Source organism: Lyngbya sp. CCY1209 (assembly GCF_055795065.1).
The window spans coordinates 1-7,196 of the sequence record NZ_JAYFER010000411.1; the positions used below are offsets into that span (position 1 = coordinate 1).

Annotated in this window: 3 protein-coding genes; all 3 read right to left on the reverse strand. The window is 55.9% G+C overall.

The features are described from left to right. Positions 1–152: 152 nt before the first annotated feature. The 3 genes from AC0QHF_RS12130 to AC0QHF_RS12140 all read right to left on the reverse strand — a co-directional run bounded on the left by AC0QHF_RS12130 (position 153) and on the right by AC0QHF_RS12140 (position 7,075). Positions 153–3,347 (reverse strand): COG1470 family protein, encoded by a 3,195-nt coding sequence (locus AC0QHF_RS12130; protein ID WP_324704476.1) that lies wholly within the window; start codon positions 3,345–3,347, stop codon positions 153–155. Positions 3,348–3,442: 95 nt separating this feature from the next. Then, on the reverse strand, positions 3,443–5,680 hold the full coding sequence (locus AC0QHF_RS12135) for a hypothetical protein (RefSeq protein WP_324704477.1): 2,238 nt from the start codon (positions 5,678–5,680) through the stop codon (positions 3,443–3,445). A gap of 9 nt (positions 5,681–5,689) precedes the next feature. Continuing rightward, positions 5,690–7,075, reverse strand: a complete 1,386-nt coding sequence (locus AC0QHF_RS12140) for a cache domain-containing protein (RefSeq protein WP_324704478.1) — start codon at positions 7,073–7,075, stop codon at positions 5,690–5,692. Between the last annotated feature and the right edge of the window lie 121 nt (positions 7,076–7,196).

A 7,196-nucleotide genomic window follows, 5' to 3' on the forward strand; every position in this document is an offset into this window, starting at 1 on the left:
TACAGTTGAAATGGGGTCAGAAATTTTCAAACCCTTATAGAAAAGCCGTTTCAGTTTCCGACTCCCGACTCCCGACTCCCGACTCCCGCGCGCAGCGCTATAGAAAGGCTAGAAATAAAGATAATATCTTATCTTTTACCATCCCCCAATTTTTAATTAAATTGCGGGGGGTTGTCGAGGGGAGCCAAGGGATTGGATTCGGAGTCGGGAGGTGGCGGTGGCAGGGGTGGTGTCGCTTCCGGACTCGACAATTCTTCCGGTGTCGTCGGTGTCGATTCTTCTTCTTCTTCTTCTTTGGGCAACATCACCGTTTCGATTAAAATCGAACGTTGGACTTGTTTTCCTGCGGAATTTGTCACCGTCAGTGTCAGGGTTTCCTGGCCGGATTGGGGGGCGATGGGATAGGTGATATTTCCAGTGCTTGGAACTTCGCCGGGAACGGGAAGTAATTCCGTTTTCAGTTCGCCCTCGCCGCCCACTTCCCAGGAAATTGTCAACGGTGATGGGGACGTATCGGGGGCGATTTCGATGACATATTTTGCCGGGGCATTTTGACCGTTAATTTGAAATGCCTTAATTTCCGGTGGGGGGACGGGTTGAGGTTGAATGCGGATGTTATCGCTGTGGGTGGATGTGGAGTTCGGATTCACATTTCCTTGATGAATAGCCGTCAGTTCAAAAATGTAATCCCCCGCCTCCGTCGCGGCAGTCGGCACATTGCGACAGGTCAACATTTCCGGAGTCAGTTGACAGTTTTTTTGAAGGTCTGGAGGAATCGTACCATCGATCAAAGGATAGGTCATTTCGGGTACTTTGACCAATCCATCAGCCGATCGCCCCACGATGCGAACTTCGAGCAACTGTTCCGGATTTTGCACCGTCCAATTGAGTCGAATGGGCGTATCTTTCCCGGCTTGATAACTGGGTTGGGCGGCGGCAAAGCGATCGACTTTTGGGGGTGGAGGCGGTTCGATCGCGATCGCGTAAGTCTCTCGATCCGGTTCCGTTTCCGACTTAGAAATCGCCTCCAGTTCAAAATCATACCGTCCGGGTTCCGGCAGTGCGACGGGGATAGTTTTGCAAACCAATTGTTCCCCGAAAACTCGGCACTTGTCTCGCAGGGTTTCGGGAATTTGCCCGTCAAAGCGATAGGTGAGAGGAGGGAAATTGACCAACCCTTCCGGGGACAAACTCCGCAACACCAATTGTTTGAGTTCCGCCGGATTTGCGATCGCCCATTCAAACTGAATTTGCTCCTGTTCGCCGACCCGATAGGTGGAGCGATCGCTGGCAAATTGCGTCACCCGTGGCGGTTCCGGGGCTGACCAGACGATCGGATCGGCTTCGGCCGCGTCCGTGGCTTCCCCCGGAGAATCCAGAGAAATAACTTGCAGTTCAAAAATATAAGTGCCGGGTTGTTCCAATTCCAGCGGCAACCCGCGACAGGTCAAAATCCCATCCCAGTCGATCTGACAAACGCCCAACAATTCCTCCGAAAAATTATCGGGACTCACATCAAACGTTTTCTCCTCAAAATTCACCGTCCCTTCGGGAGAACGGCCGACCACTTTCAGGGTTTGGATGCGATCGCCGGGTCGGACGGTAAAATCCAACCGAGCCACGGTTTGCTCATCTTTGGGGGAGAGAGATGCGATCGGGGTGGGGGAGGGTTCTGCCGCCTCCCGAGTCCCCAATTGTGCTACAAAATTGGTAATTTTAGGAATCGGCAAAGGTTGGATATTAATTAAACTGGTTGTCGCCGACTGGATCGGCTGTTCGGCGTGTTTGGGAAGCAGCCGCAACTCGAAAATATAGTCCCCCGGCCGGCGGGCGTCGGTGCGGATGTTGTGACACTGCAACAGTTGTTTCAAAGTACACAGGGACTTCAACTCCTCGGGGATGCCGCGGGTGAAATCGTAACTGACGGCTTGGCTGGTAATGCTGCCGTCGGGGGATTTGCCGACGATCTGAAGGGCGCGGATCTGGCGGGGGTGGTCGATGACCCAGCCCAGATAGATAAAATCGTCGTTAGCCGCCGTATAGCGGGGGGACTCGGAGGCAAATTCCAAAATTCGGGATGGGGTAGGGGGTTTGAAAAACACCCACCAAATCGCCAAAATCAGGGCCGCGATCGCGCCGAGTCCGGTCAAAATCGCCAGCAGCAACTGCCACCAGGGGCGGGCCTCCCAAATTAGGGTCCCGTCCACCCGATCTTGGGGCAGGGGTAGCCGGTGCAAATCCTGGGGTTCCAGGTAAAACTCGTACACTCGCCCCCGCCCCCACCAGGGCCGGTTCCACCACCGCTTCGGCTTCACCCCCACGGACATTTTCAGGCGATCGTCCTGGCGGATGCGAAATTCCTCGGGGGTGAGGGTATAGATACAGTTTTCCACTTCCCCCGCTTCCCGGGCGGTAAACCGCAGTTCCCGGGCCGTATTGCCCCGGTTGTCGATTTGCAGTTCAAATTGTCCGCTGCCCCGGCGGATGCGGCCCACTATCGTCCGCAGATCCAAACCCAAATCGTAGGTGGCGGGGATGCTGAAATGCAGGATATCCAACAAAGCCAGTTCCGGGCGATTTTCCGAGCTCAGGTGCCAGGTGGTGGCGTAGCGTCCCGCCTGCACGTCCGGGGGGAGGTTGAGACGCAGCAGAATTTCTCCCACCGCCCCAGGGTTGAGGGCGAGGCTTTCGGAGGCGACGACCAAACCCAGGTCGTTGAGGCCTTCGGGGTATTCGATTTCCACCCATTCCGGGGGGATATCGGCGCAACTGAGTCGAAACCGATCTACCCGGCGATCGCGGTTGTTGACGACGGCGCGAACCTCCAAAGGGCGTCCGGGTTGGGCGATCGCGGGTTCGGTGGAGGTGGTGGCCGGCACGAGGCTGAAGGTGGGATCGTCGATCCGCACCGCCGAGATCACCGGCGGCAGCACCTGCAAGTTGGCTTCGTGGTAGATGGGGGTATCTTCCGGGTAGTGCTGCGGCGCATCGACGACCAGCAAATAGCGGTAGGTTCCCGTCGCCGTCTGGGGGGGGACGGGGCATTGAAAGACTACCTCCGCACTCTGTCCGGGACTCAGGGCGAGGCGATCGTGGGGATTAACGCACCAGTCCCAAACGGACGCGGAGGTTTCGTCGATGTAAACGTCGATGATGGCGCCGACGCCGCCCTGGTTGACGAGGGTGACGCGCAGCTCGAAGGTTTCCCCGGCGTCGAGGGCAAAGTCCCCCGACGGGTTGACGATCGCAATCAGAGATTGTCCCAAATTCTTGATGGGCGCTTCGCGAACCGTCGCCACCATTTTGCCCGGTTGGTCGCCATTTTGTGAGAGTTGTGTGCCGTTCATGATCTTTCAACCCCTGTAGTTATGTACGATTTGTGGGGAGTCGGGAGTCGGGAGTCGGGAATCGGAAATTTTTGACTTTTGACTTTTGACTTGGACTACATCCCACACCCGGATTCCGGGCGTCGGAGTCGGTGCAGGCGGACTCGGGTGTTGTCGCCGCCGGTGAGAATCAATAGGTCTGACTCCACCGCCATCAGATCGACGCTGTTGAGGGGGGAACGGGATTTGACAATCGCTTCGCCGTTGAGGTTTTGGGCCGATCGCTCTCCGGATCGTCGCAAACTCCACAGCATCACCTGGCCGTCATCTCCGGTGCTGGCCAAATAGCAGCCGTCGGAGGTCAGGGCGAGGGAGCGGATCGGCCGGCCGTCGTGGGCCTGCCACTGTTCCAGGATTTGGCAGGGAACTCCCGCTTGTTGCAAACAGGTGCCGAGGTTCCAAAGGCTGATGGTGCCGCGATCGTCGGCTGTAGCCAGAAAAAAGGGTTTCTCTTCAGCCGTCGCCAGACTGGTGATGTATTCATCCTGTCCCCCCGCCTGGTAGGGGACGGCTCGCAGGTTGCCGGAGGCCGCCTCCTCTTCGTCGCCGGACCCGTCCCACAACACCAGTTGGTTGTAGCGGCCCGCGATCGCCAGGGTGTTCTGTTCCGGGCCGACGGGGGCGAGATCGTAGATGGCGAAATCGAATTCTCGGAGCGATCGGGGTTCGTCCACATTGACCAGACCTACATTGGGGCCGACGTACCACTGCAACAGCAGGCCGCTGCCGTGGGCGCTAAATAACAATTGGGAATCCCCGACGTAGGCCAGGGCCATCACGCGATCGTCCCGGCGGTAGGACAGGGAGCGGCGGGGCTGTTCGGCCCGTTCGAGCAGGTCCCAAATCTGAATTTCCCCGTTTTCCAACCCGACGGCGACGCGATTATTATTGAGGGGTCGGTAGTGAGCCGTCCGTCCGGCTTTGCCCAAGTTGCCCAACAAGCCGGTCGGCTGGAGCTTGTTCCCCCGCACCCGCCACCCCCGCAGGGTTTGGTCGTTGGAGGTGCTGATCGCCAGGTCGCCCAAGCCGTTGAACTCGACGGCATTCACCGGACCGGTGTGGGTGTTGAGGCGGAACGAGGCGTACCACAGCCACCAGATGCCGCCCAAGAGCAATAGTGCGATCGCCACTTGCAGCCAGCGGGGAATGATGGGGAGCAGCTTCAACTCCAGAATTTCTACGGGATCTTCGGGGGAGGCAGGGGAGGCGGGGGAGGGAGTCGGGAGTCGGGAGTCGGGAGTCGGGAGCGGAGGGAGCGGAGGAAGTTTCTGTCCCCCCATTCCCCCCACTCCGCTTCCTCCGTCCTCGGAAACCGATCGCCCCACCACTTCGATGATTTCCGTTTTCCCGAAACCCACCCAGGGCCGCTTGCTGTTGACGAACAGTTCCAAGGTTTGGGTTTCTCCCGGCTCCAAATTCACTTGTTCTGGGAGAATCGAAAACTCCCGTTTTTCCTGGTCTTCGCTGCGGCGATTTTTGAGAATTTCGGCCGTTTCCTGCTGGGTCAAATTGGAATAATTTGTAAATTCCAACTGATAGACAGCCGCAGGGATGCGCCATTGGGGAAGCCAGGGGCGAGTTTGGGGTTCTCGCAGGAATTTGGGAAAGGCGGTAAATTCCACAGATCCGGTCGGCAACACCTCGATTGTGCCACGAATGCGGGCCGTTGTGTAGTGGGCCGAGGTCACTTCCAGGGTGAAGGGATAGATGCCGGCTCGGGCTTCGGCGAGTTCGGGAACCCGGCAGTTGAGGGGCTGTTCGACCCACTCCTGGGGGGGCACAGGGGGGGGATTGTCCAGGGTCAACCACTCCCGCTTGGGACTCAGACAGGAGAGGGTGACGGCGATCGGTTTAGAACTTTTGTTGTAGATGCCGATGGGAATGTCAATTTCGGTATCGGGAAGGGTTTGGATGGGGTCGGCGGGGAGTTGCAGTTGAAAGGGACATTTCTCGACTCCCTCGCCGACGTGCAGTCGCAGGATGTGGCGATCTTCGCTCCCGAGTTCGAGGGAGAAGACTTTCACGGTGAGGTTGATTAAGCCGACAAATCCGGGAATGGGCGATCGCAGCACTTTCACCCGAAATTCGGTTTGATCCCCGGGGGGTTTTTTGGTGCAAACTTCCGGGGTGACGGCGTACCAGCGGGATTGGCGGTCGAACTCGACTCCGGCGGCGGACATCTCCAGTTGAAAGCTACTCATGCGATCGCTGTCGTTGATGACGACCACATCAAAGGTGGCGCCATGACCGTCAGCATCCAGTGTCAATTCCTTAGTGGAAATCTCTGTATTCATTATTCATTATTAATTATTATTTCTGGATTGTCGGGCTCGCTCGATCAGCTCGTCGAAGCGATCGCGGTTCAAGTCCTTGTTTTGATGGAGTGTCCGCCGCCATTGTTCTTGCTGGTCGCGCAGGGATTCGAGTTTTTCGGTGAGACTTTTTTCCCGGGCATCAACGATGTCTGCCATTTCCAGGAAAGCTTGTCCCAACTCTCCCATTTCGTCGGGGCGGGAAGCGGTATTTTTGAGACTGTGGGGGTCGAAGGAATTGGATTTGATGGCTTTGGCTCCTTGGGCTAAATTGTCGATGGGTCTGACAATCCACAAGGATGCGATCGCCCCGAGTCCCACCGCCACCACCATCACCCCCAAGCCGACGATCGCGGTAAAGCGGAGGTTATTATAAATCAGTTGCATAAAATCTTCCTCGGGAATTACCACGAAAATTAGCCAATCTAAACCGTTACTTTGCAGGGGGACGACCTGCACCAATTGCCGTTGATTTTGCCATGAAAAGCTGATCGCGATCGGTTCTTGAATTTGCATCAAACTCGACTCGGTATCGAGCAGATTTTTCAGGGTGTCTCGAATCACGGGTTCTCGGCTTTCTAGGGCGGGCAATCTCCGGTTTTCTCCGTTCTCGTTTAAAAAGGGTTGTTCGTCGGTTGAACTGGCGACCACATTTCCGGCGCGATCGATAATAAATGCCATCCCTCGGGGGCTGATCTCCAAACTCCTGAGAAAATTGCTCAGGTCTTTCAACCCTAAGTCGATGCCCAAAACACCGACCGTATCCCCGCGAAGATTTCGGACTGGAATGACCGAGCTCATTCCTAACTCCAAAGTCGAGCCAAAAACGTAAACGGGACTCCAGGTCAGATCCCCAACTTTTAATGCTTCTTTATACCAGGGCCGCACCCGGGGATCGTACCGGTCTTCCAAGGTGCCGATTGCCTCGACTCTCTGGCCGGAGGAGTCGAGTTGGTATCTGTTTCTGCGCCCCTGGGTTTCGGCATTTCCCAAAATCAATTCTCGGGTGCCATCCCCCTGCCGTTTGATACCGATAAATTCACCATTTTCAGTTCCGAGATAAATGTGAGACAAACCATTTATTGTGGCGACCTGATCGTTAAAATAGCGAGTCAGCAGCTCGAAGTCGGTCGGATCTATTAAATTATTTTCAATGGTAATAAAATTGAGTTTGTTGACGATTTGGGGGGCTGTAAGGTAGGTATTGACGTGCTTTTCAATCGAATTCAACGCTTTTTTACTCAATTCTGAAATGAGGCTCTCGACCGCACGACGGCCGCTGTAAAAAGCCAAAACAGCGGTCGTCCCGGTGGCGATAACTAAGGGGACGACGATCACCAGGGGGATCACATATCGGATTGAAATGTATTTTTTCATGATGTTTTGTTTTGCAATTATACTGGACAATAATCTGGACTCATGTAGTGGACCGACACACCTTAAATGGTGGGTTACGGCGGATTGCTAGATTGCCATCACAGCCTGGGTTTCAGCCGCC